Here is a 25,486-nt window from a genome sequence, read left to right on the forward strand (position 1 = left end):
TTCTTCTGTTAATGCTTAAAAATCTTCCACCATTTCCTCACTTCGATTTTACAAGGTTCTTGTATAATAAAAGGCTGGTTTTCAATTATTCTTGCATTGTTTTCGAGTAATATATCGATGGAATCTAACTCTTTTTTCTTTTCTAAATAACAAAGCCCAACATCAAAAAAAAATGGTCGAGATGATTGATTGTGAACATCCGATCCATACGTATGAACTAAATTAGCCCTTACTAGTTCAAGGGAGCGCTTTTGTATTGTACGACCAAAATAACCAGCTAAGCTGCCAGCAGTTATTTGTGCTTTTGCTCCTTCACAAATTAATCGTTCTAAATTAACAGGCCTTTCAACAATGGCTTTATTTCGTTCTGGATGCGCAATTATTGGGGTAATTCCTTCAGACAGTAATGCACGAATAATACTTATTGTATAAGCAGGTACAGTATAGGATGGTAATTCTAAAAGCATATAATTTGAGCATGCTAATGTGTGGATTTGATTTGTTTTATAGAGTGGAATGATTTTTTCTGATAATCGTACTTCATGTCCGGTAAAAAGGGTTAGAGGAATACTTTTTTTTGTGAGTTCAGATTGTAATAAGTGAATTTGATTTTTCACTGCGTTATAATTTGCATGATATAGTGGGTGATAGCAATGGGGAGTGGCTATTATTTCTTTAATTCCTTCTTTAACTGCTTGTTCAAACAATCGCATAGTATCTTCCATCGTTTTTGGTCCATCATCTACATTCCATAAGATATGACTATGCATATCAACCATTAACATCCTCCTCTCTAATTAGAAAAGGTCCAATACTTTTATTATGCTCAGTCTATAAATATTATGAGTACTATTAAGGAAGTGGTTATTGGATAACTAAAGAGTAAATAAAAAGGCAACTCTTTGTTCGAAACCGAACAAGAAGTTACCTATTTTTTCGTGTTTAACTTTAATTGCTAAAGTTTTCAGTATCCTCATTAATAAGAAAAACATTTCGAGCCCGCAATCCGCGACAAGGTTTCCTGTGATTATCTGGTGCAAATATCCACCTATTATATCGACTCGAAAATTCTATTCTTCTTTTGAAATAAAATCTTTAATGATTTTATTTCGCATATTCCACGGCACGTGTTTCACGAATAACCGTTACTTTAATATGACCTGGATAATCGAGTTCTTCTTCGATACGCTTACGGATATCTCTCGCTAAGCGATGTGAAGCTAAGTCATCAATTTTTTCAGGTTGTACAATTATACGGATTTCACGACCAGCCTGAATCGCAAAGGATTTTTCTACACCATCATAGCTTTCGGAAATTTCCTCTAACTTTTCAAGTCTACGGATATAGTTTTCAAGCGTCTCACTTCGAGCACCTGGACGAGCTGCTGATAACGCATCAGCTGCAGCAACTAATACGGCAATAACAGATGTTGCTTCTGTATCACCATGGTGAGAAGCAATACTGTTAATAACGACCGGATGTTCTTTGTATTTTGTTGCTAATTCCACACCGATTTCGACATGGCTACCTTCAACTTCATGGTCAATTGCCTTACCAATATCATGTAATAAGCCTGCACGGCGAGCTAATGCTACATCTTCACCGAGTTCAGCAGCGAGCAAGCCTGCTAAATATGCAACCTCAATTGAATGTTTTAGGACGTTTTGTCCATAACTTGTACGGTATTTCATGCGGCCTAATATCTTCATTAAATCTGGATGTAAGTTATGAATGCCTATTTCAAATGTTGTTTGCTCACCAGTTTCGCGGATTTGTTCATCCACCTCACGGCGAGATTTTTCCACCATTTCCTCAATTCGAGCAGGGTGGATTCGGCCATCCTGTACAAGTTTTTCAAGTGCAAGTCGAGCCGTTTCACGACGAATTGGATCAAAGCCTGATAAAATAACCGCCTCTGGAGTATCATCAATAATTAAATCTATACCTGTTAGCGTTTCCAAAGTTCGGATGTTACGACCTTCACGACCAATAATACGACCTTTCATTTCATCATTAGGCAAGTTCACGACAGATACTGTTGTTTCTGCAACGTGATCCGCTGCAAAACGTTGCAATGCCAATGATAAAATTTCACGTGCTTTTTTATCTGATTCTTCTTTCGCACGTGTCTCAGCTTCCTTCGTCATCACAGCAATATCAGTTGCTAGCTCTTTTTCTACTTCTCCTAAGATAATAGCTTTCGCTTCATCTCTAGTTAAAGCGGAAATTCGTTCTAACTCCGTTTTTTGCGAGGCAACGAGCTCGTCCACTTTGCTTTCCATCTGTTCAATATGCTGTTGTTTTTCGCTTAGAGCTTGTTCTTTACGCTCAAAGCTTGCTTCTCTCTTATTTAGAGCATCATCTTTGCGATCAAGATTCTCTTCTCTTTGCAATAAACGGTTCTCTTGTTTCTGAAGTTCTGAACGACGTTCACGAATGTCATTTTCTGCTTCAGTACGAAATTTGTGAGTTTCATCTTTGGCTTCAAGTAGTGCTTCTTTCTTCAATGCCTCCGCTTCTCGTTTTCCTTCTTCAACGATTGTTTCAGCGACATGTTTAGCACCAGTGATTTTTGAGTCATTCACTTTTTTCATGTAGATATAGCTAACAGCGGCACCAACGATGAGTCCAAGCAAAGCGGAGATGATAGTAATTCCATCCATATGAACACCTCCTCTTGCTATTTGGGTATTACAGTTTCAGTCGGCGCATACATCAATTTCGACTTGGTATGATGCGAAGATCTAATGTAAAATCTTATTATTCATTTCTTTCAAAATCCTTGACATCTGCCAGAGTCTTCATCTTCGTTTTAATAGGTCTTCAACGCCCTCTAAAATGAATTCAGAATGTACTGCCTATTTAAAGTCATAATTCAGAAATTATACATATTTAATTGTATAGCTAGCCTCAATCTCTGTCAAGGATAGTCGGGCATCTGTTCGCCCTTTCAAGAAAAAAAGTCAGTCATATCCATTAAGAGAATTAATTACCTAATACTTTTTACACTAATGCTTATTTTAACTTTTATCTTTAATGCGCAGAAACAGTACTTAGGAATTACTTTTGAGCTTAAATGCCTTCTTGAATGTCTTCCATAGCTTTTGGGGTTAAGCCAAATATATGGATATCCTAACAAATATTATAAAACCACATTCTTCCGTATGTGTAAATAAAAAAATGCATTGCTCCCACTATAAAGAGTGGGAACAATGCATTTATATTATTCATCCTCAAGAAGAAGCTTTAATTCATCATCCATTTCTTCCTCATCATCATGAGCAGCAATTGTGTATGATGAAGATGCAATGCCGTAAGAAGCACGGATTTTATTTGCGATGTCATCCAGTACCGCTGGATTTTCTTTTAAATACTGTTTCGCATTTTCACGACCTTGACCTAGGCGCTCATCACCGTAAGCATACCAAGAACCGCTTTTTTGAACGATGTCTAATTCAACACCTAAATCGACTGTTTCGCCCTCTTTTGAAATTCCTTCACCGTACATAATATCCACCTCAGCTGTACGGAATGGTGGTGCTACTTTATTTTTCACAATTTTAATTTTTGTACGGTTACCCATAATGTCATTGCCTTGTTTAATAGCTTCTGCACGACGTACTTCTAAACGAACGGAGCTGTAGAATTTAAGCGCACGTCCACCAGGTGTTGTTTCTGGGTTCCCGAACATAACACCGATTTTCTCACGTACTTGGTTAATGAAAATAGCAATCGTTTTTGATTTGTTGATCGCACCTGAAAGTTTACGTAACGCCTGCGACATTAAACGCGCTTGTAAACCAACATGCGAATCACCCATATCCCCCTCGATTTCCGCTTTCGGAACTAATGCTGCTACTGAGTCGATAACGATGATATCGATAGCACCACTACGTACTAATGCTTCTGCAATTTCAAGCGCTTGTTCCCCTGTATCTGGTTGAGATAATAGAAGCTCATCAATATTAACGCCCAATTTTTGTGCATAGATTGGATCTAACGCATGCTCAGCATCGATAAACGCTGCTTGTCCACCATTTGCCTGCACCTCTGCAATGGCATGAAGAGCAACAGTTGTTTTACCTGATGATTCAGGGCCGTATACTTCAATAATACGTCCACGTGGGTAACCACCAACACCTAATGCAGCATCAAGTGCTAGCGAACCACTTGAAGATGTAGCGATTTCTAAGTCAGTCTTTTCGCCAAGTTTCATGATAGAACCTTTACCAAAATTCTTTTCAATTTGTTTTAACGCCTGTTCTAAGGCAGCTTTACGATCACTCATTCATTTTCCTCCTTCGAAAACTGTTCACTGTTTTTCTCTATCTCTACTATACTTGTTTTTAAGAGAAGACGCAAGAAAAAAGCGAACGTTTATTCGTTTTCCTTCAAAAATAAAAATTTGGGTAACTTTCCATTACCCAAATTTCTATTTTTAACTATATTATGGATCATCAACAAAACGTGTGGTTGATTTCCGTTCCGATTAGGCGCTTTCCTGGGGGCGTCCGATGAGCCGCTTCACTCGCGCTGCTCGCTCCAGGGTCTCATCTGTGACGCTAATCCCCGAGGAGTCGCCCAATCTCCACTCCAATCAACTTATTTAAAAGTAGACTTTTAACAAAAGTCATCCATATCTTTTGATGATGAACCAATACCATGCCAGGGCAGAATTGATTAACTTTTTTTAAAGCCTCTTTCTGCCAAAAGCTGCATTAAATAATGACAAGTAAATTTAGCTGCGCGCAGTCGATTGGTATTACGCATGCCCGATAAATGAAGTAAATATGTTATCGGTTTCTCATCGCCAATGGCAATACCAATCCAAACCGTCCCCACTGGCTGATGATCATGGGCTGTAGGACCTGCAGCACCTGTTAATCCGACACCAATATTCGTATCAAACTTTTCACGTACAGCACTAGCCATAGCTGCTGCACATTCACTGCTGACAATCCCATGTGTCGTTAGTAATTCTTTAGAAATACCAAGCTGCTTTATCTTAGCCTCTTCTGTATACGTCACAACGCCACCCACAAGGGCATCCCCTACACCAGGTATTTCGGCAAGTTCTGACTGAAATAATCCCGCTGTTAAACTTTCAGCCGCAGAAATTGTTAACTTATTATCTAGTAACATTTCTACTGTTTTAGAGGCAAGTGAATCATCATCCATACCGTATTGATAATCTCCTACAAGCGCTTGGATCTCTGCTACCTTTGCAGCTATAAGCTGCTGCGCTTCTTGCTCAGTTTCTGCTTTGGCAGTTACACGCAATGTAACCTCACCGTCAGAAGCAAGTGGCGCAACTGTTGGGTTAGTTTGCGAATCTAAAATATTTTGAACACGTACTTCAAGCTCTGCCTCTCCAATACCATAAAAACGCATAACATGTGATTGTATAACCCCTCCAGCGTTTAACATCGCACTAAGCTTTGGCTTTGCTTCAAACTGGAACATTGGCTCAAGCTCTTTTGGTGGCCCTGGAAGCAAAATATACGTACGCTCATCCTTTGTTACGATCATGCCAGGTGCCATACCGTGATGGTTTGCAAGCACCTCACTACCTGCTAGTATTAAAGCCTGTTTACGATTATTATCCGTCATTGGACGCCCTCGTTTTGCAAAAAACTGCTCAATAGTAGACAGTGCGGTAGCATCAAAATCGAGAGTAACGTCAAGATGACGCGCAATTGTTTCCTTCGTTAAATCATCCTTTGTAGGACCAAGCCCTCCAGATAAAATGATTAAATCAGCACGAGACTCTGCAATGGAAATAGCCTCTTCTAAACGTTGTGCATTATCTCCTACAACCGTATGATAATACACGTTTATCCCTAATTCGGACAATTGACTAGAAATAAATCTTGCATTTGTGTTCGAAATCTGACCAAGCAATAACTCTGAGCCAACAGCAAGAATTTCAGCATTCATGTTCCTCAAGACCTCTCTTATTTAGACTCAAGTAAGACACGGCGATTTAGATAGAAATAATCCCATCCAGACCATAGTGTAAAGAACAAGGCAATATAAAGCATAATTGCATCAAATGGAATACCAATAAGTATAAAGATTGTATTGTGTAAAAGTGCGGCTCCGATCGCCACAATTTGAGCCCACGTTTTAATTTTACCAAGCTGGTTGGCTGCAACTACTTCTCCTTCACCTGCCAATATCAAACGAAGGCCAGTTACTGCAAACTCACGGCTAATAATAATTATGATGACCCAGGCAGGCGCCATTTCAAGCTGTACCATTAAAATAAACGCTGCAGAAACTAGTAATTTGTCAGCAAGTGGATCTAAAAATTTACCAAATGTTGTGACAAGATTATACTTACGTGCATAAAAACCATCCACCCAATCAGTCGTTGAGGCAATAATAAAAATAAGTGCACCTACAAAATGATGAACTGGCATCGTCGCACCGAATAGCGACATTGTTCCCCAGCCAAAATCAAACATCATAACAATGACAAAGAACGGAATAAGTAAGATTCGAGAGATGGTAATTTTATTTGGAATGTTCATTTTTCTAACACCTTTCATGATGAAAGAAAGTAGTCATCACTAGATGACTACTACTCTTTATTGAAATTGATGACGATGTTTTGCGTTACAATTTGCTGTGCATACGTTAAAGGCTCGTCATTAATGTATACTTTAGCTTGCGATGAATCACCTAAACGGATACGGGCGTAATTTTGAGAGGTTGCATCGAATTCTACTACTTCTCCTGCATTATATACACGAGTATCTGGTAGTACTTCTTGTTGCTGCTGGTTTCGAATACCGATGAATGTAGGACCGGAAACCTCAATACGTATTTTAAATGTATCGGTACCTGTTAACGTATAAGAAGTTGTAGCACCATCCGCTTCAATAGCTCCAGCTGAAATGGATTGCTTAGCCTCATCAGTTTGCTTTTCATCAGGTTTTTCTGAATCTTTGGAATCTGTTGAGTTTTGTTTGTCATTTGTTTGAGCTTTCTTTTGCTCTTTTTCTTTCTCTTTTTCTGTATCTATTGGTTTAATATTTGTATCATATTGCATTTCTGATGGATTTGTACCGTCTGTATCATTTGGCCCTGCACTATTTCTATTCTGCATAAGCACCCAAATGACCACAATAATGACAATGATAAATAAACCAACGATTATTTTCGGCATTGCCTCCATCATTCTAGTTGAAGGGCCCTTTGAAACTTTTCTTCTACTTGGACTATTCGTCATCGATTGACTTACTTGATTGTTTGGAGTACCTGGTAGCTCATTTTTATAAGTTTCTAAAATTTCCTCTGCGTCCAAACCAACAGCGTCGGCATATTGTTTAATAAAAGCTCGTACATAAAATGAACCAGGCATTATTGAATAGTTACCTTCTTCAATACCTATTAAATAACGCTTTTGAATCTTTGTTATTTCTTGTAAATCGTCTAAGCTGTAGCCTTTAGACAGTCTCGCTTCTTTCAGTCGAGTCCCTAATTCTGCCACTAATAACACCTACTTTAATATCAAATTAAAAATTAAATCCACCAAATGAATTGGATTCTGACATCACATGGTTTTTTTCTATTATTTCATACGTAATTTCTTCATCTGGGTGATGACGCAATTCAATGATATAATCAAAATCCTCTATCCTATATTCTGAATGCTGAACAAACATGTCTGGATGCTCGACGACCTTAATGGAAGGCATACTCATCATTTCACGTACTAGTTGCAAATGTCGCTCATCTGATGAACGACGTGTCACAATGCCATCTAATATAAAAATATTATTGTCACTGAATTCATCGCCAGCGAGTTTATTGCGAACAGTCTGCTTAATCATTGTAGATGATAAAAAAATCCATTTTTTATTGGCACATACACTAGCCGCCACAATCGATTCAGTTTTTCCAACACGAGGCATTCCACGTATCCCAATGAGCTTATGCCCTTCTTTTTTAAATAGCTCAGCCATAAAATCAACTAAAATACCAAGTTCATCTCGTACGAAGCGGAAGGTATTTTTTTCATCTGCATCTCGAGGAATATAACGACCGTGCCTAATGGCTAATCGATCACGAAGTTTAGGTTGTCGAAATTTGGTCACGTTAATATGTTCCATTGTCGAAACAATTGTACGAAAACGCTCAATTGTCTCATCGTTGTCTGTATGCACTAACATACCACGTCGATCCTCATCGACACCATTAATTGAAATAATATTGACACGAAGCATCCCTAAAAGTGAAGCAATATCTCCTAATAATCCAGGGCGATTCACCTGAATTTCATATTCAAAGTACCAATCGCTCAAACACACTCGTTCCCTTCCTATTAGTTAACGTAAAAAATCCTTTATAAGTTCCATCATAGCTGATTTTTTATGTAATGGAAAGTTAGAATACATGGAATTATGGCGTTATTTTTAAAAACTTACTATTTTTTTTTCGAACGTACAAAATAGGCTTACATACGTTCCCTTTTCAACGTGGAAATTATTTTTTATACAGAAAAAAAGAGGAGAAAGGTTCTCCTCTTTTTTTACTGTACATGCTTATTTTGCACAAGTTTAACGACACAATTCGCCAATGAATGTTTTTCTTCTTCAGAGGCAACGCTCCATAAATCCGACAAAACTCGCTCTTGTTCATTTTTAGGATCGACATTTGTCGCCAAATATTCTCCAATTTGTACAGCAGCTTCTTGGATCATTTTCGTTGGCATACCGCTTGATTCTGCTCGCATAACATTTTGACCTAAAAATGATGTCCACTTTTGCCAGTTTTCTAAAATAGTCATATGTTTCTCCTCCTTTACACATGTAGTATGTGCAAAAAAGAATTTTATATGTACCAGCCACCGTTTAATCGAATAATTTGTCCTGTTACATAATCTGCTTTTCCAGAAAGATAAAAACTTACCATTTCGGCAACATCCGTTGTTTGTCCAATGATACCTAGCGGAATGTCCTCTAAAATATAGTCAAGCTCCTCTTCACTCAGATGACTGTTCATCGAGGTATTAATAAAGCCAGGTGCAATGGCATTAACACGAATACGTGACAGCGCTGCTTCTTTCGCATAGGACTTTACAAAAGCATGCTGGGCGCCCTTCACAGTGGCGTAAAGTGCTTCGCCAGCCGATCCAGCTTCACCCCAAATCGAACCGATAAACAGCACATAGCTAACATCATGAGCGCGAAGCTTTGATGACAGTAATGCCGTCAGACGCATTGGATTTTGCACATGGACACGCCATAAAGCATCCATATCCTCCACCGTAGTATCTTCAAGCAGCGCATAATGTGCTTGACCATTGGCAAAGACAATTGCTTGTACATTAAAAATTTGCGATGCTAGCAATTGTGCCCCAGACGATTTTGAAAAGTCTCCCTGTACAAGTAAAAACTCCTGTGCAGGGAAGCTTTCTGAAAGGGAGCAGTATAAAGTCTGTGCTGCTTTTTCATTATTTGAATAGTGTATGTAGATGGACCAACCGTCTTCTGCCAGACTTTGACAAATAGCACGACCAATCTCACCCGATGCACCTAACACGAGGGCAAACTTTTTCACTGTACGCCCTTCTCTGTAGGTAAAATTTTAAAGACTGTTTGTTGAGATTCACCTTGAATAGAAGAAAATGCTTTTTTCAAATCTTCAATCGTTAGTTCTTCTAGTACAGGCACAACATCGAACAAATTCATATCATTAAACGAATAACGTGTAAATTGGTTGGCAATAAATTCAATAGAGTTCAGTGCACGTAGGAAGAAACCAATTTTTTTACGTTTTACTCGTTCTAAATCAGCATTTTCAAATTGTGCATTTCCATCATGCTTTGCTAATTCATCCTTAATAGCTTTCTCTAATGCAGCCGGATCTGTAGAATCTGAGCCAATCATAGCAAAACCAAAGCCATTTTCTAACGTGAAATCAAATGCATACGTTTCATCGATTAAGCCATCATCATAAACATGCTCATAAAATTTAGATGTACGTCCAAAAATAAGTTCAAGTGCAATTTGAACAGATAGCTCATGTTTTAACATGTCACGACCAGAAAGATTTGTTTCTTTTGCTTTTAAGCCGATATAGACCTTAGGCTTTTGTACATCCATATGCAACTCACGTTCTTTGATAGCAACATCTGTCGGCTCTTTTTCGAAGAAGCGTTGAATCGGCGTTGGTTCAGGGAATTCTTTTTTGCCTTGATTGTCACGAATAAACGTCATCATTTCATTAGGATCTACTGCGCCAATGACAAACAATAACATATTGGACGGATGATAAAATGTGTTGTAGCACGTATATAAATGGTCCGCAGTAATGCCATCAATCGATTCTATCGTACCAGCGATATCAATTTTTACTGGGTGATTATGATACATATTTTCGATTGTGCCAAAGTATAGGCGCCAATCTGGTTGATCGTCGTACATCGTAATTTCCTGACCAATAATGCCCTTCTCCTTATTAACTGTAGCTTCTGTAAAGTAAGGCTCTTGAACGAAATTTAATAATGTTTCTGTGCTGTTATAAATATTGTCCGTCGAAGAAAATAAATATGCAGTACGTGTAAATGATGTAAAGGCATTGGCTGAAGCGCCGAATTCACTAAATTTTTGGAAGACATCTCCATCTTCTTTTTCAAACATTTTATGTTCTAAAAAGTGGGCAATACCATCTGGCACTGTTATGCTTTCCGTATCACCAAGCGGTACAAATGTACGATCAACAGAACCATACTTAGTGGTGAACGTTACAAATGTTTTAGAAAAACCTTTTTTTGGTAAAATATAGACATCTAAGCCATTCTCTAATTTTTCGTAATACAATGTTTCATCTAATTGTTTGAATTCAATAGTTTTCATTGCGCGGCTTGCTCCTTTCCACATAAGAAATAGACCGCCTCTAGCTGTACTTGCTTCGCCATTTCAACAATATTTTCCTTTGTCACAGCTTTCCATTTATTTGCCCAAGCTTCAACAGAGAACTCTTCGGGTAAATCTTTATATTGGTCAAAAATTTCTATTTGTCCACGGGCAGAGTCTAATGCTTCTTTTAGCTGATTCGTTAGCATTGCCTTTGTTTGCTCAATTTCCAAATCTGTAATATCACCTGCTTGCATAACAGCAAGTTGTTCTTTAATTAATGATAGTGCTTTTTCTTCATTTTTAGGTTCTATCCCAGATACAACAAAGACTAAGCCATAATGTGATGCATATGAGCTTGACGCATAGTAGGCTAAACTTTCCTTTTCACGAACATTCATAAATAATTTTGCATGAGGATACCCACCGAACACGCCGTTAAAGATTTGCATCTTGGCGAAATCAGCATCGCCAAATCGTACAGGTGTACTAAAGCCAATATGCAGCTTTCCTTGCTTCATATCCTGCTGCTCGCGTACATAATCATTTTGTGGATGCTGTTGCGGAAGAACAGCAGGGATTTCCTCAGGTGTACGATCTTTAAATGGTAGCGCTTTTTGTAGTTTTGCTACGATTTCGTCTTCATTGATATCACCTGCGACATAAATATCTATTTTATCGTCAGCAAGCATGGATTGATATGCTGCAAACAATGTCGTAGGGGTAATTTTTTGAATGTCCTCGACAGTTCCGTTAGCAGAAATAGAGGCTGGTTCATTCGGACGTAAAATTTGTTGAATACGTTGCTGCGCAAAACGTGATTTATCGTCAAAAATGGACTCAATACGCTGAATAACCGTTTTCTTTTCACGTTCCACAATCGATTCTTTAAATACACCGTTTTCTAAATTCGGTTCAAATATTGCTGTGTGCAATAAATCAAGTACCTCGTTTAAAACACTTGTATTTGCCAAAAAATGATCATTAACAGTTTCTACATTCATCAGTACTGTATGTTCATTACCACGTTTAGATGTGTCAAAATATAACACTGTGCCATACAAATCATCCAAAAAACTGCGGAATGCAGCTGTTGTCTGATAGGTAGCATTGCTATGTTGCAATACATTTGTTAACACTGTGCGTTCAGACGCATTTGTGGCCGTTAATGCTCTTCTCCATTTAATTGAAAAATTCACGGTTTTAAATTGGGTCGTTTGTCGGATATGCAAATTGACACCTTTTGCAAAAGGTATTGTTTTAAACATATTAGAACCCTCCTTATCTTTCTTAATATAACAAAGTACTACACATACTATACATGTCTATTGTCTATAATTGCAAAAAGAATCCAAAGTATGTATATGAAAAGTATGGAAATTAATTTCGTTGATTGAATTATCCTGTTCATACTTGTCAATAAAGATCCGTCTCCAACCATTATTTTCCCAAACACTTGAGATATGTACAAGGAAAAAGACTGAGCATTTTCGCTCAGTCTTTCGTATCAACATTGTCTGTTTGTTATCAGCGTTTTCCCTTAATATAAGGCTGCCCACTAGCTTTTGGTGCATTTGCTTTACCGATAAATCCTGCTAGTGCAAGGATTGTTAATACGTACGGTAAAATTTGTAGATATACAGCAGGGATGTCTTGAATGTAAGGCATTCCACTTCCTGCAACACTTAACGTTTGAGCTACACCAAAGAATAAAGCTGCACCTAATGCACCGATTGGATGCCATTTCCCAAAAATCATTGCAGCAATAGCCATAAAACCTTGACCAGCAATTGTTGCATGTGAGAAATTAAGTGTAATTGATTGCGCGTATACTGCACCACCAAGACCACCTAATGCACCAGAGATAACAACAGCAATATAGCGCATTCTATTAACATTTACGCCCATCGTATCTGCAGCCATTGGATGTTCACCGACAGCGCGTAAACGTAACCCAAATGGTGTTTTATAAATGATAAACCATGCCCCAATAGCAACTGCAAAAGCTAAAATTGACGTACTATAGACATCACGGAATAATAATGGACCAAAGAACGGGATATCCTGTAAATACGGGATACCAAAACGGTCTATTGATCGGGTAATCATATCTGTTTGACCTTTATCATAAATCATTTTCACCAAGAATACGGATACCGCTAAACCTAATAAGTTGATAGCAACCCCCGATACTGTTTGATCGGCACGGAAGGAAATAGACGCAACTGCATGGAGAAGTGAGAAGATTCCCCCAATAATGATAGCTGCCAGCATTGCCACCCAAATTGTTGCTGCACCAAATGTTGAAGCATATTCTAAGTTAACATAAATACCAACGAATGCGCCGACAATCATTAAACCTTCTAGTCCGATGTTTACAACACCAGAACGTTCAGAGAATACACCACCGATTGCCGTAAAAATTAAAGGTGTTGCATAAAGAATCGCTGAAGGGATGATGAAATATAACATTTCTAAAAAGCCCATGTTATTGTCCCTCCTTTTTCTTGCTCAACTTTTGTAATGCTACTCGAATAATATAGCCTGATGCTACGAAGAAAATAATTAATGCGATAATAATGGACACGATTTCCTCTGGAATACCTGCAGCATTCGGCATATTTAGTGCTCCGTATTTCAGTGAGCCAAATAATGAAGCGCCAAATACAACCCCTAGTGGCGTGTTTGCACCAAGTAAGGCAACAGCGATCCCATCGAAACCAATACCAGTAAAGCCTGGTTTAATAGAGGCGTTTCCGAAAGTACCTAGTGCCTCCATAGCACCACCAAGACCAGCGAACATACCTGAAATCGTCATAGCTAAAATAATATTTTTGTTCACGCTCATACCAGCATAGTCTGCAGCGTGCTTATTAAAGCCTACCGCTTTTAGCTCATACCCACGTGTTGTTTTTTCTAGAATGAACCACATAACTACTACCATCAACAGTGCAACAATGATGCCATAGTGAAGACTTGAATTGTCTGTAAGCTCTCTTAAAAACGGAGAACGTAAAGACGCTGACGCATGAACACGTTCTGTTTTAAAGCTACCGTCAGACAATTTTTTAATCACTGCATTCGCAATATAAAGCGCAGTGTAGTTTAACATAATTGTCGCTATAACTTCGTGAACTTTAAATTTCGCTTTTAAGAAACCTGCAATAAAGGCCCAAAATGCACCTGCAGCTGCTGCCGCAAGTAATGCTAACGGTAAGTGAATGATTTTAGGTAGATCAAACGCATAGCCAACCCAAGCTGCTGCTAGCCAACCTAAAATTAACTGACCTTCAACACCAATATTAAATAACCCTGTACGGAAGGCAAATGCTACTGCAAGACCCGCCAATATATACGGTGTTATTTGACGGATTGTGTTCCCTATAGAATATGAATCTCCAAAAATACCTGTCCAAAGTGCACTATAACCTTGTACTGGGTCATAGCCGCTAACTACCATCACGATAGCACCAACAATTAAACCGATAATGATAGAGATGATAGGAACGAGAATATTAATGACACGATTTGACATTAGTCGTTCCCCTCCTTCGCACCATTCGTATTATTTTTACTATTTTGTCCTGCCATTAATAGACCAAGCTCTTGTTCTGTCGTTTCTTTTGGATTTAACTCATCCACAATTTGACCTTCATAAATAACAGCGATACGGTCCGAGACATTCATGACCTCATCTAATTCAAAAGAAATTAACAGTACTGCTTTTCCTTTATCACGTTGCTCAATCAGGCGAGAGTGAATAAATTCAATAGCACCTACGTCCAGACCACGAGTTGGTAAAGCAGCGATCAATAAGTCCGGATTACGGTCAATTTCACGACCGATAATCGCTTTTTGCTGGTTACCACCTGAAAGGGCACGTGCTGGCGTCATTTCACCATTACCAGTACGAACATCATATTCTTCGATAATGTGACGGGCTTTTTCGGAAACCTTCTTGTAGTTCATAACAAAGCCTTTAGCAATTGGAGACTGATAATATGTTTGCAGAACGATATTATGGCCAATTGGGAAATCTAATACTAAACCGTGCTTATGGCGATCTTGTGGGATATGCCCAACGCCTTCCTCCGTAATTTTACGAGGCTTCATATTTGTAATTTCTTTACCATTTAATTTCACGTGACCATTTTTAATTTTACGTAGACCAGTAATAGCCTCAATTAATTCGGATTGTCCATTACCATCTATACCTGCAATACCAACAATTTCACCTTTGCGAACTTTTAAGTTTAGGCCTTTTACTTTATCGATATTTCGGTAGTCTGTAACAACCAAGTTTTCGATTGTAAGTACTTCATCCGTTGGGTTTGCTTCTGTTTTTTCTGTTTTAAATTCGACTTGGCGACCAACCATCATTTCAGCTAATTGGTTAGGATTTGTTTCAGCAGTTGTAACTGTTCCAATCCCTTCACCTTTTCGGATAATTGTCACGCGGTCAGAGACTTCCATAATTTCTTTAAGTTTATGGGTAATTAAAATAATGGATTTGCCCTCTGCAATTAAGCGGCGCATTATTTGAATAAGCTCTGTAATTTCTTGTGGTGTTAAAGATGCAGTAGGTTCATCAAAGATTAAAATTTCTGCACCACGGTATAGTGTTTTTAAAATTTCAACACGCTGTTGCATCCCTACAGTAATATCCTCGATTTTGGCATACGGATCAACGTCTAAACCATATTGTTCAGAAAGGGCTTGTACTTTCTTAGCCGCATCTTTGATGTTAACAATGCCCATTTTTGTAGGCTCAGAACCTAAAATAATGTTCTCTGTCACTGTAAAATTTTCAACCAACATAAAGTGTTGATGGACCATCCCAATCCCTAAATCGTTGGCCACATTCGGGTTTGTAATTTTAACAGCCTTCCCACGAACTCGAATTTCGCCGCCCTCTGGTTGATACAAACCAAAAAGGACGTTCATTAAAGTCGATTTACCAGCACCATTTTCGCCTAATAATGCATGGATTTCGCCTTTTTTCAGTTGGAGGGTGATGTTATTATTCGCCACGAAATTACCGAATTCTTTTCGGATTCCTAGCATCTCTATCACGTATTCCAAATTTGTCACTCCCTTAATAGGCACTTTTATCAATTTTCGCCTTGGCGTAATTGCGGCTATCGCCACATTGTAGCTGTTGCTTTGCGTTTCGCTACGCTTTCGCACAGTAAAACATTTTGTTGCTGTCGCTTCGTTTCACTGCGCTTTCGCACAGTAAAACATTTTGTTGCTGTCGCTTCGTTTCACTGCGCTGTCGCACGGCTAAACATTTGTTTAAAAAACTTAATAATACTAGCCATAGTCACTGTTAGTTCAACATTTTACACATTAATTAGCCGTGACTTCAGCCAAAGGTTCCCTCTTCGTTCAGTGGACATTATGTACCCTATTAACAAAAAATCAGTATATCTAGTTCCACTAATAGAGGTAGATATTCTTCTGAATGAAGATAAATTAATACAGGAAAGGTCATCGTTAGAAACCTTTCTTCTATTAACTTGTTACTATTCTTACGATAAACTCATAGAAAAATTACTACCCCTATGGTAAACAACGAGAGTATTACGAATAGTCAAAATATAACGATAGATTGAAAAATCATCATAAGGGCCTTCTTCAAGTCCCTTATGATGATCAAAAGGTGAATTATTTTTTCACTTTTTCTGGAACTTTAATTTCACCATTAGCAATTTTTTCTTTATATTCGTCAATGACCTTTTGTACATCTTCTGGGATTGCACCACGAGAATCTGCAAGCTTCACGCCATCTTCAGCTAAACCGTAAACAAGCTTTTTGCCACCTGGGAATTTGCCGTTTTTCGCTTTATTTGAAATATCTACAACTGCAGTGTTAACACCTTTTAACATAGAAGTTAAAGTTACATTTGTTTTATCGTCTATTTTACCTTCTTCGTATTGGTCAGCATCTACACCAATTACCCATACATTTGCATTAGGGTCTTTTTTCTTACGCTCTTTTGCCTCAGAGAATACACCGTTACCAGTTGCACCAGCAGCGTGGAAGATTACATCTGCACCTGCAGAGTACATGCTGTTTGCCGTAATTTTACCAAGGTCAGCCTTATCGAATGCACCTGTGTATTTTGATTTAATTTCGATTTTTGGATTCACAGCTTTTGCACCTTCAACGAATCCAGCCTCGAAGCGATTGATAACTGGGATATCTACGCCACCTACGAAACCGATTGTACCTGATTTAGACATTTTCGCAGCAGCTACACCTGCTAAGAAAGCACCTTCTTGCTCTTTGAACAGTACAGATACTACGTTATCAGCTTTTACTTCAGCGTCAATGATTGCGAATTTGTTATCTGGATTTTCTTCAGCTATTGCAGCAATGGCGTCTTCCATCATGAAACCAATACCGTAGATTAAGTCAAAGTTACGACGTACTAATGCGTTTAAATTTGCATCATAGTCTGCATCTGATTTTGATTGTAAGTAGTCGAAACCTTTACTTTTTTCAAGGTTATGTTCTTTACCGTAAGCTTGAACACCTTCCCAAGCTGATTGGTTGAATGATTTATCATCAATACCACCTACGTCAGTAACCATTGCTACTGAGAACGCACCTTCTTTGTTGCTTTCGCCTGATGAAGCGTTTTCATTTTCTTTTTCTTTTGCAGGTTTGTCTTCGTCTTTCGTACCACATGCACCTAGGATTGCACTTGCAGCTAAAACTGATGATAATACTAAGCCAAATTTACGTTTTTTCATTTGATGAACCCCCCAAAGGTATTGTAATTAGCAGGAAAAAGTTTTAGAAATGTTCTACACCCGTTTACGAACTACATGGAAGCTGAATTTATCAGCTCGGAAATAATTTTTTGAATACAGCACTACTTGATCATGATCATCGTAATGTAACTGCTTTAATACTAAAAGAGCTGTTTCACGTCCGCAATTTAAAATCGGTGAAGCTTGCTCATGATACCCTATTGGATCAATATATGTAACAGCATAGGCAACATGAATTTTACCGGATTGTTCAAGTGCAGAGAAAAGTGAAACTTCTTTTTTTTCTACGAAGTCAGTTGGCAGGAAGCTTGCTGGTAATCTGTCTATGCAGTATACTACCGGCTCGCCATCCGCTGTTCTGACACGTTCAATTGTGAGTATTTTATCTTCGTCATCACTTTGGAAGCGTTTTAAATCTTCCTCAGAAGGTATGCTTTCCGTCGCCTTTAAAAAGCGAGAACCGGGTTCCATACCTGCTGCCTCGATCATAGAAGAAATGCTTGATAAATGCTCGATACCTGATGTAAACAACGGCTTAGGGTTTACGAAAGTCCCCACCCCATGTCGACGCACAATAACATTTTCCTCTTCCAACAGTCGTAGCGCTTCTCTAAGTGTTGCTCGACTGACTCCTAGTGATTTCGATAATTCAAACTCTGAAGGCAGTTTTTCATTTTCTTTAAAAACGCCTGTTTCTATGTCAGATTTTAAACGATCAATTACTTGGAGATAGAGATGACGATGATCAGCTTTAATAGTCACATATATCACCACCAAAATCAGAGATCAGACATCTGATGTACAACATTCCTACTAATCGTTCATAAATATAACATTTTTATAGATTGAAATCAATTGCACCTTAGCGTAATTACGTCCGAATTTTGAAATGCGTTTGGGCCTACTTCATGCACCCAACATTATTCAACTTTTTGTCGCTATTTCGTCATTAATTATCGTATTGATGAATGAGCACTTGACGAGGTTTACTACCCTCTGAAGGCCCGACAATACCGCGTTGCTCCATTTGATCGACAATACGAGCAGCTCTCGAATAGCCGATACGGAAGCGGCGCTGCAACATCGAAACAGAAGCCGTCTGCATACTTACAACTAACTGCACAGCCTCATCAAATAATTCGTCCGTTTCCTCTAAAATTGTCTCTTCTTCGGTCGGTATCATTTCCTCCTGATATTGTGCTTTTTGCTGTTCTATAACAAAGCTAACTATTGATTCAACTTCTTGATCTGATAAGAAGGCACCTTGCACACGTTTTGGTTTAGATGCACCGGCAGGTAAAAACAACATATCACCACGACCGAGTAAACGTTCCGCTCCGCCCATGTCTAATATCGTTCTAGAATCGATTGCTGACGATACTGCAAAGGCTATACGAGAAGGGATATTTGCTTTAATAACACCTGTCAATACATCTACACTTGGTCGTTGGGTTGCAATGATTAGATGAATCCCTGCTGCACGTGCCATTTGAGCTAAACGTGTAATAGAATCCTCTACATCACTTGAGGCAACCATCATTAAGTCTGCTAACTCGTCAACAATGACCACAATATAAGGTAATTTCGGATGTTTTTCATCTGTTTGCTCATTCACTTTTTGTACATGACCATTGTAGCCTTCGATATTACGAGTACCAGTATGAGAAAATAGATCATAGCGGCGCTCCATTTCAGCCACAACTTTCTTCAGCGCCTGAGATGCTTTACGGGCATCTGTAACAACGGGTGCTAGGAGATGTGGAATGCCATTATAAACATTTAACTCCACCATTTTCGGGTCAATCATCATGAGCTTTACCTCATGTGGTTTTGTACGCATTAGGATTGAAACGATAATACCATTTATACACACACTTTTCCCACTACCGGTTGAACCTGCAACAAGTAAATGTGGCATTTTATTGAGCTCAGCAAGTACTGCTTGTCCAGTAATATCACGACCGAACGCCACTTGTAATAATGCCTCGGGCTTGGCACCATCCTTAGACTCTAACACTTCCCGAAGTGTAACAATGGCTACCTCACTATTTGGTACTTCGATGCCAATCGCAGACTTCCCAGGGATTGGTGCTTCCATACGGATGTCCTTCGCAGCAAGTGCTAAGGCAAGATCATCCTGTAAGTTTACAATTTTACTTACTTTCACACCTACATCTGGTAATATTTCGTATTTCGTCACAGCTGGACCTAAATGAACTTGTGTTACTTTTGCCTTTACACCAAAGCTCTGTAGAGTTTGCTCAAGTTTTTTCGCATTTGCCTGTATGACAGAATATTCGCCGCTTTGGTCATGCTGTGGCGGTAATTGTAATAGATTATACGATGGAAGTTGATAATCTGCATTTTCCACAGCATCTGCACCTTCAATATGGACATCATCAACAATCTCTCCATGTTCAAGGTCTTCATTTTCTGGTGTTGCAAATACTTCTCGTTCATGTGACACATTCTGAGTAAAGGCTGAGATGATTGGTTCATGAGCAATCTCTTCTTCCTCTTGTACCTCAGGCTCCTGATCGACAGCTGCAATTTCATCCTTACTTTCTACTTTTGAACGGCGATTAGTAGGTTTTTTAGGCACACTTTTTTTCTTTTCGCGATGTTTCTTTTGCCATTTACCAAAAAGAGCGGGCATTTTTTCCGCTAAATATGGAACAAGTGCCTTTCCTGTTACTAAAATTAAGCCGATAAAGAAAATAACCCATGCAACGACCTTCGCACCTGTTGCCTCAAATAATACATGTAGAGCACTGAATAACAGTGCACCAATCATACCTCCGCCAAGTGCATTACTTCGATGGATAATGCCCTCTGAATTAATTAAAATTCGCCAAGATTCTCGTAACACAGAGTCTGATAATAAACCACCAGATTTTGATAATTGTTCAAAGAGAATGCCGTGACTAAAAATTGTTAAACTCATAACAATGAGGAGCATACCTAAAATTAGACGATTATAAATACTTACTTTTTTTCGCCCAATCATTAGTAATAACGCTACATATATCAGCATACAAGGCACAGCAAAATGTAAATTCCCTAAAAAAAACATGGCGATTGTCTGTAGAATACGTCCGATCATGCCATATTCAAAAATCATAATGACCGCCAATGCAATTAAGATCAGACCTATAATTTCATACATAAGCGGATGCATTTCTTTTTTTTCTGTCGTCGCTTTTCCTTTTGTGACTTTTCTTTTTTTCCTAGTCGCCATCTATTTCACCTTCTTTTACAATCCATTCTTTTACGTAGCGAATAATAATATGGATAATAACATGTAAAACTTGATTATTTCAAAAAACTTATTACCATAACGTGTGGCTGATTTCCGTTCCGGCTGGGCGCTTCGTTCCCCTATCGCTGATCCCCAAGGAGTCGCCCAGCCTCCACTCCAATCAACTTACATAAAAGGTATATATTTCATTAAACCCCATTCTCAACTTTGGTTTGAGCCAAAAAAGGATTCTCCACCGTTTACATTCGGTTAGAAAATCCTTTTTCGTTCAACGATGATCTTTCAATTTTAATATTCCATAATGATTGGGATAATCATTGGGCGGCGCTTCGTTTTTTGGAATAAATACGTATTCAGTGTATCTCTAATTTCTTGTTTAATGTTTGTCCATTCAAACGTATCTTTACCAACGTATTTTTCAATAACATTTTTAGCAATATCAGAAGCTTCTACCATTAATTCCTCTGATTCGCGTACATATACGAATCCACGCGATAAAATTTCTGGACCAGATGCAATTTTCTTTTGAGCACGGTTTAATGTTACGACAACGATGAAAATACCATCCTGCGATAATAACTTACGATCGCGCAGTACGATATTACCTACATCGCCAACACCAATACCGTCTATTAATACATTACCAGCTTGTACACGGCCACTCATTCGCATTTTACCATTTTTATATTCTACAATATCCCCTTTATCGGCGATAAAAATTTGAGATTTATGCATACCTAGTTGTTGAGCAAGCTTAGAGTGAGCAATAAGCATACGGTACTCACCTTGCACAGGGATAAAGTACTTCGGTTGCATTAAGTTTAGCATTAATTTTAAGTCCTCTTGGCTTCCGTGACCCGACACATGTACATTCTTACTAGATGTTAGAATCTCAGCACCTGCTTTTGCGATAGAGTTCATCGTATTAGCCATTTGTACTTCCATACTAGGAGACGGTGTGAACGTAATTAATACTGTATCGTTTTGCTTTATTTTAATGTCTCGGTGATGTTTGCGGACGATTTTTTCTAATGCATCAAGTGGCTCCCCTTTATTACCTGTAGCAATGATAATAATCTCATCATCTTGATATTTTTGCATTTCTGAGATTGGGATGATTGTATCTTCCTCAACCGTTAAATGACCTAGCTGGACACCTAAATCCACAGCTTTTTCTAAAGGTTTTCCTACAATGACTACTTTACGGAACGACTTTTGAGCTTGTGTAAATACTTGTTGAATACGAATAAAATTCGATGCATAAACAGCAACTAAAATACGACCTGGTGCTGAATGGAATGTTTTTGATAATTGCTCTTCAATCACAAGCTCAGATGTTGTATAACCTGGTCGCTCAGCTTCACTAGACTCAGATAACAGAATAAATACGCCTTCTTCTCCTAACTGAGCCATTTTTGCTAAATCAGGCTTAAATTTACCTGTCGCTGATTGATCGAATTTAAACTCACCTGTATGAACAATTGCTCCTTCAGATGTATGGAACACTACCCCTAACGAATCGGGAATACTATGTGTTGTATGGAAGAATGTCACATACGTTGAGTTAAAATTCATACGACTACGGTTCGTAACCTCAAAGAATTTTACCTGATGTGGTGCAGGCAATTCCTTTAAATGTTCCTTTGCAAGTGCAATTGTTAATTTTGATCCGTACACTGGCGCTTTCACTTTCTGTAGAACATAGGCAATCGAGCCAATTGCATCTTCGTGACCATGTGTTAAGAAAATCCCCTTTACGCGATCTTTATTTTCTTCTAAATACGTAATATCTGGAATTACGATATCAATGCCCAGCATTTCGTCTTCAGGGAACATTAAACCGCTATCCACTACAAATAGCTCTTCGTCAATTTCTACTACGTACATTGCTTTTCCAATTTCGCCCACGCCACCAAGTGGAATGATGCGAATTAATTCATTTTTCTTTTTTGTCAATTTATTTCCTCCTAAAAAATATCCCGAACAGCAACCACTTAAGATTTATTATACGGTTTGCAAAGCTTTTGCACAAATTAAAAATACAACTTTCATATTGGAAACAGAAATTTATTGCTAATTTTATTTCTAATAGATGGAAAGCTAGATTGAGATGTGGCAATGTGAAAGGCCTAGTTTTTGTCTTTATTTTAACGACGTAGCTTTTGTAGATGGGGATCTAGCGCTGTTTGTAAGCCATTCTTTGTATGGGGATTCTAGCGCTTGAGTGGATCTCTGATTGACCTGAGCGATTTTTACGCCTTCCCGAGCGGATTTCTGCCTGACCTGAGCGATTTCCACTCTTACCCGAGCGGATCTCTGCCTGACCTGAGCGATTTTCACTCCTACCTGAGCGGATCTCTGCCTAACCTGAGCGATCTTCACGCTTACCCGAGCGGATTTTTGCCTCACCTGTGCAGTTTTCCCTCCATACTATCTTCCATGAGGGGCCTCCCACCGAAGCAATGATCTTATTCTTCTTTATTTCTAACAAAGAAAAAAGACCGTCAACAAACAAAAAATCTCACGTTTGTTGACGGTCTGAGTATTTAACTAAAGGTACTTATTTGCCTAAAGCTTCTCGCTTTTTCTTGATAAGTATCCCAAATTCGGTCAAAGTTTGCTTTCTCTTCATCTGTCATTTCCATCATTGGCAGACGAACATTTAGTGTATCAAAGCCTAATTTGGTCATCGCGTATTTTACAGGCGATGGGTTTGGCTGTGCGAATAGCGCACGTACAAGTGGTAATAATGCTCGGTGAATTTTGGCTGCTAGCTCGTGATTTCCTTCTTCAAACGCTTTAATCATTAATTGCATATCATTTCCTACAACATGAGCAGCAACTGAAATAATACCTGCTCCGCCGATTGCTAGTAGTGGGAGTGTTAAACCATCATCTCCGCTATAAACTAAGAAATTATCATCTGAATCAACATTCTCAATAATATCGCCCATTTGATCTAGATTGCCGCTCGCTTCTTTAATCCATGAAATATTAGGAATTTTACTTAAAGCAACGGAAGTTTCATAGGCAACATTGATGCCTGTGCGTCCTGGCACGTTATAAAGCATGACAGGTAAACTTGTTTCTTTGGCAATTGTTTCAAAATGCGCAAAAATACCGCGTTGATTTGGCTTATTATAATATGGTGCTACAAGCATGATACCATTTGCACCATTTTCTTCTGCCTTGTGCGTCATTGCAATAGAGTACGCCGTTTCGTTATCCCCTGTACCTGCAATTACAGGTACACGACCTGCTGCTTTTTCTACTGTAAAGCGAACAACTTCAATTTTTTCTTCTGTGGACATAGTTGGATTTTCAGAGGTTGTGCCACAAGCGACAATACAATCTGTACCATTATCAATCAAATAATTAATAATACGTTCTAGTTCTGGATAATTAATCGTGCCATCTTCTTTGAACGGCGTAATCATCGCCGTTCCAATTCGACCTAAATTCATCCTTACACCCCTCTTATAGTAAGTTATCCTCCAGCATTGCTTCTGCAATTTGAATAGAGTTTAATGCAGCGCCTTTTAAAAGATTGTCAGAAACGATCCATAGGTGGAACCCTTTTTTATTGTCTAAATCTTGACGGATACGCCCTACAAAAGTAGCATCTTCCCCTTCTGCATAGATAGGCATTGGGTAAGTTTGTGTTGCGATATCATCTTGTAATACTACACCTGGTGCACTGCGTAATACTTCAAAAATTCCCTGTACCGTTGCTTCTTTTTCTACTTCAATATAAACAGATTCAGAGTGTCCTGAAACGACTGGCACACGAACACAAGTTGCAGCTACTTTTAGTTCTGGTGCATGCATGATTTTTTTCGTTTCATTAATCATTTTCATTTCTTCGTATGTAAAGCCATTGTCTGTAAATTTATCAATTTGTGGAATGACATTACGAGCGATTGGATAATGACGTTTGTCGCTACCAGAAGGTAAAATATTTGCTTCTACATCCTTACCTGCATCCCAGTTTTCACTTTGTGCCTTTAATTCCTGAATAGCTGAAATACCTGCACCTGAAACCGCTTGGTATGTCGATACAATAACTTTAGTTAAGCCATATGCCTTACGAATAGGTTCAAGTGCAGCCATCATTTGAATCGTAGAGCAGTTTGGATTCGCAATAATCCCTTTATGCCTAGCAAGATCGCCACGATTTACTTCTGGAACAACCAGTGGTACGTCTGGATCCATGCGGAAATGGCTCGTGTTATCGATCACTACTGCACCACGTTTTGCCGCTTCTGGCGCTAGCACCGCTGAAACCGAACCACCAGCTGAGAATAAAGCGACATTGACGCCTTCAAAAGCTTCAGGTGTCGCTTCTTCAATAGTATATGTCTTACCATTAAACTCGATTGGTTTTCCTGCTGAACGTGCAGAAGCCAAAAACTTAATATCTCCGATTGGAAAATTCCGTTTAATTAGCTGTTCCATCATTTTTGTGCCTACTGCTCCTGTTGCTCCAACAACCGCAACCGTTAACTGCTTTGTCATCTGTCATCTCTCCTTGAATACTTGTTCCATAATGTGTGCTATTGTATCACAAAAATACTGAAAATT

At 38.7% G+C, this 25,486-nt stretch carries 20 protein-coding genes; all 20 read right to left on the reverse strand.

The window, feature by feature from the left end; translation table 11 throughout:
• Nucleotides 1–8: 8 nt before the first annotated feature.
• The 20 genes from MWJ95_RS22660 to MWJ95_RS22755 all read right to left on the reverse strand — a co-directional run bounded on the left by MWJ95_RS22660 (nucleotide 9) and on the right by MWJ95_RS22755 (nucleotide 25,420).
• On the reverse strand, nucleotides 9–779 hold the full coding sequence (locus tag MWJ95_RS22660; protein ID WP_249107286.1) for a tyrosine-protein phosphatase: 771 nt from the start codon (nucleotides 777–779) through the stop codon (nucleotides 9–11).
• A 325-nt stretch (nucleotides 780–1,104) separates the two neighbouring features.
• The gene (rny, locus tag MWJ95_RS22665; RefSeq protein WP_249073058.1) at nucleotides 1,105–2,664 is read right to left on the reverse strand and encodes a ribonuclease Y; all 1,560 of its coding nucleotides are present in this window, start codon (nucleotides 2,662–2,664) and stop codon (nucleotides 1,105–1,107) included.
• Between the two features lie 560 nt (nucleotides 2,665–3,224).
• Nucleotides 3,225–4,289 carry a recombinase RecA gene (recA, locus tag MWJ95_RS22670; RefSeq protein WP_249073059.1) on the reverse strand — a complete coding sequence of 355 codons (1,065 nt, stop codon included), beginning with the start codon at nucleotides 4,287–4,289 and terminating at the stop codon, nucleotides 3,225–3,227.
• 392 nt (nucleotides 4,290–4,681) lie between these two features.
• Nucleotides 4,682–5,938: a competence/damage-inducible protein A gene (locus tag MWJ95_RS22675; RefSeq protein WP_249107287.1), complete on the reverse strand. Its 1,257-nt coding sequence runs from the start codon at nucleotides 5,936–5,938 to the stop codon at nucleotides 4,682–4,684.
• A gap of 17 nt (nucleotides 5,939–5,955) precedes the next feature.
• The gene (gene pgsA / locus MWJ95_RS22680) at nucleotides 5,956–6,534 is read right to left on the reverse strand and encodes a CDP-diacylglycerol--glycerol-3-phosphate 3-phosphatidyltransferase (RefSeq protein ID WP_249073061.1); all 579 of its coding nucleotides are present in this window, start codon (nucleotides 6,532–6,534) and stop codon (nucleotides 5,956–5,958) included.
• A gap of 50 nt (nucleotides 6,535–6,584) precedes the next feature.
• The gene (locus MWJ95_RS22685; protein ID WP_249073062.1) at nucleotides 6,585–7,505 is read right to left on the reverse strand and encodes a helix-turn-helix domain-containing protein; all 921 of its coding nucleotides are present in this window, start codon (nucleotides 7,503–7,505) and stop codon (nucleotides 6,585–6,587) included.
• Between the two features lie 16 nt (nucleotides 7,506–7,521).
• Complete coding sequence (locus MWJ95_RS22690) at nucleotides 7,522–8,310, reverse strand: DUF3388 domain-containing protein (protein ID WP_249073063.1); 789 nt, start codon at nucleotides 8,308–8,310, stop codon at nucleotides 7,522–7,524.
• A gap of 227 nt (nucleotides 8,311–8,537) precedes the next feature.
• Nucleotides 8,538–8,795: a DUF3243 domain-containing protein gene (locus MWJ95_RS22695; protein WP_249073064.1), complete on the reverse strand. Its 258-nt coding sequence runs from the start codon at nucleotides 8,793–8,795 to the stop codon at nucleotides 8,538–8,540.
• Between the two features lie 44 nt (nucleotides 8,796–8,839).
• Entirely contained in the window at nucleotides 8,840–9,568 is a 729-nt protein-coding gene (gene ymfI, locus MWJ95_RS22700; protein ID WP_249073065.1) for an elongation factor P 5-aminopentanone reductase, read from the reverse strand.
• Complete coding sequence (gene yfmH, locus MWJ95_RS22705) at nucleotides 9,565–10,866, reverse strand: EF-P 5-aminopentanol modification-associated protein YfmH (RefSeq protein ID WP_249073066.1); 1,302 nt, start codon at nucleotides 10,864–10,866, stop codon at nucleotides 9,565–9,567. The genes ymfI and yfmH overlap by 4 nt, the downstream gene beginning before the upstream one ends.
• The gene (yfmF, locus tag MWJ95_RS22710) at nucleotides 10,863–12,134 is read right to left on the reverse strand and encodes an EF-P 5-aminopentanol modification-associated protein YfmF (protein WP_249073067.1); all 1,272 of its coding nucleotides are present in this window, start codon (nucleotides 12,132–12,134) and stop codon (nucleotides 10,863–10,865) included. The genes yfmH and yfmF overlap by 4 nt, the downstream gene beginning before the upstream one ends.
• Nucleotides 12,135–12,393: 259 nt before the next feature.
• Nucleotides 12,394–13,353, reverse strand: coding sequence for an ABC transporter permease (locus MWJ95_RS22715; RefSeq protein ID WP_249073068.1), 960 nt, complete (start codon nucleotides 13,351–13,353; stop codon nucleotides 12,394–12,396).
• 1 nt (nucleotide 13,354) lies between these two features.
• Nucleotides 13,355–14,401: an ABC transporter permease gene (locus MWJ95_RS22720; RefSeq protein ID WP_249073069.1), complete on the reverse strand. Its 1,047-nt coding sequence runs from the start codon at nucleotides 14,399–14,401 to the stop codon at nucleotides 13,355–13,357.
• Nucleotides 14,401–15,948 carry an ABC transporter ATP-binding protein gene (locus MWJ95_RS22725; protein WP_249073070.1) on the reverse strand — a complete coding sequence of 516 codons (1,548 nt, stop codon included), beginning with the start codon at nucleotides 15,946–15,948 and terminating at the stop codon, nucleotides 14,401–14,403. Before MWJ95_RS22725 ends, MWJ95_RS22720 begins: the two co-directional genes overlap by 1 nt.
• 585 nt (nucleotides 15,949–16,533) lie before the next feature.
• Entirely contained in the window at nucleotides 16,534–17,625 is a 1,092-nt protein-coding gene (locus tag MWJ95_RS22730) for a BMP family lipoprotein (protein WP_249107288.1), read from the reverse strand.
• Nucleotides 17,626–17,679: 54 nt separating this feature from the next.
• The gene (locus tag MWJ95_RS22735) at nucleotides 17,680–18,408 is read right to left on the reverse strand and encodes a GntR family transcriptional regulator (RefSeq protein ID WP_249073072.1); all 729 of its coding nucleotides are present in this window, start codon (nucleotides 18,406–18,408) and stop codon (nucleotides 17,680–17,682) included.
• Nucleotides 18,409–18,595: 187 nt separating this feature from the next.
• On the reverse strand, nucleotides 18,596–20,884 hold the full coding sequence (locus MWJ95_RS22740) for an FtsK/SpoIIIE family DNA translocase (protein ID WP_249073073.1): 2,289 nt from the start codon (nucleotides 20,882–20,884) through the stop codon (nucleotides 18,596–18,598).
• Nucleotides 20,885–21,193: 309 nt separating this feature from the next.
• Nucleotides 21,194–22,861: a ribonuclease J gene (locus MWJ95_RS22745; protein WP_249073074.1), complete on the reverse strand. Its 1,668-nt coding sequence runs from the start codon at nucleotides 22,859–22,861 to the stop codon at nucleotides 21,194–21,196.
• A gap of 590 nt (nucleotides 22,862–23,451) precedes the next feature.
• The gene (dapA, locus tag MWJ95_RS22750) at nucleotides 23,452–24,369 is read right to left on the reverse strand and encodes a 4-hydroxy-tetrahydrodipicolinate synthase (RefSeq protein WP_249073075.1); all 918 of its coding nucleotides are present in this window, start codon (nucleotides 24,367–24,369) and stop codon (nucleotides 23,452–23,454) included.
• A gap of 13 nt (nucleotides 24,370–24,382) precedes the next feature.
• Nucleotides 24,383–25,420, reverse strand: coding sequence for an aspartate-semialdehyde dehydrogenase (locus MWJ95_RS22755; protein ID WP_249107289.1), 1,038 nt, complete (start codon nucleotides 25,418–25,420; stop codon nucleotides 24,383–24,385).
• Nucleotides 25,421–25,486 lie beyond the last annotated feature (66 nt).

Origin of the sequence: Lysinibacillus sp. Bpr_S20 (genome assembly GCF_023337835.1) — a bacterium.
In the GTDB taxonomy this organism is placed as follows: Bacteria; Bacillota; Bacilli; order Bacillales_A; family Planococcaceae; genus Lysinibacillus.